Source organism: Corallococcus aberystwythensis (genome assembly GCF_003612165.1).
GTDB lineage: Bacteria > Myxococcota > Myxococcia > Myxococcales > Myxococcaceae > Corallococcus > Corallococcus aberystwythensis.
In genome coordinates, this window is the sequence record NZ_RAWK01000608.1 from 1 (window position 1) to 405 (window position 405).

At 59.5% G+C, this 405-nt stretch carries 1 protein-coding gene; it reads right to left on the reverse strand.

What is annotated here, in order from left to right:
- The coding region (locus D7W81_RS41705; RefSeq protein WP_208721711.1) for an AEC family transporter at positions 1 to 325 on the reverse strand (325 nt) is incomplete at its 3' end.
- Between the last annotated feature and the right edge of the window lie 80 nt (positions 326 to 405).

A 405-nucleotide genomic window follows, 5' to 3' on the forward strand; every position in this document is an offset into this window, starting at 1 on the left:
AGATATTGTTGGCGAAGGCCGAGGAAACGCCGGCCAGCACGCCGATCCGTTCGTCGCGGCCGAAGAGGCGTGTGGCGGCGATATGGCCGGCCGTCCACGTGATGGCGACGCCCGAAAAATAGACGATCCAGAGCCGGAAGGGCGAGGCGCCATGAAAATCCGCCTCGGCGATGGTGCGGAAGAGCAGAAGCGGCACGGCGATCTTGAAGACGAATTCGCTGAGCGCTTCGCCAACATTCGACGCCATCAATCCGCTGCGCACGATCACCCAGCCGATGAGAATCAGAATGAAGACGGGAAGGACGTCGAAAATGATGGCTGACATAGGGGAGGCTGCTCTGCGCGGGGGAGTATTCGACGTCTAGCAGCAAACTGCTTGGTTTGAAAAGGCAATCGCCGTCCAAT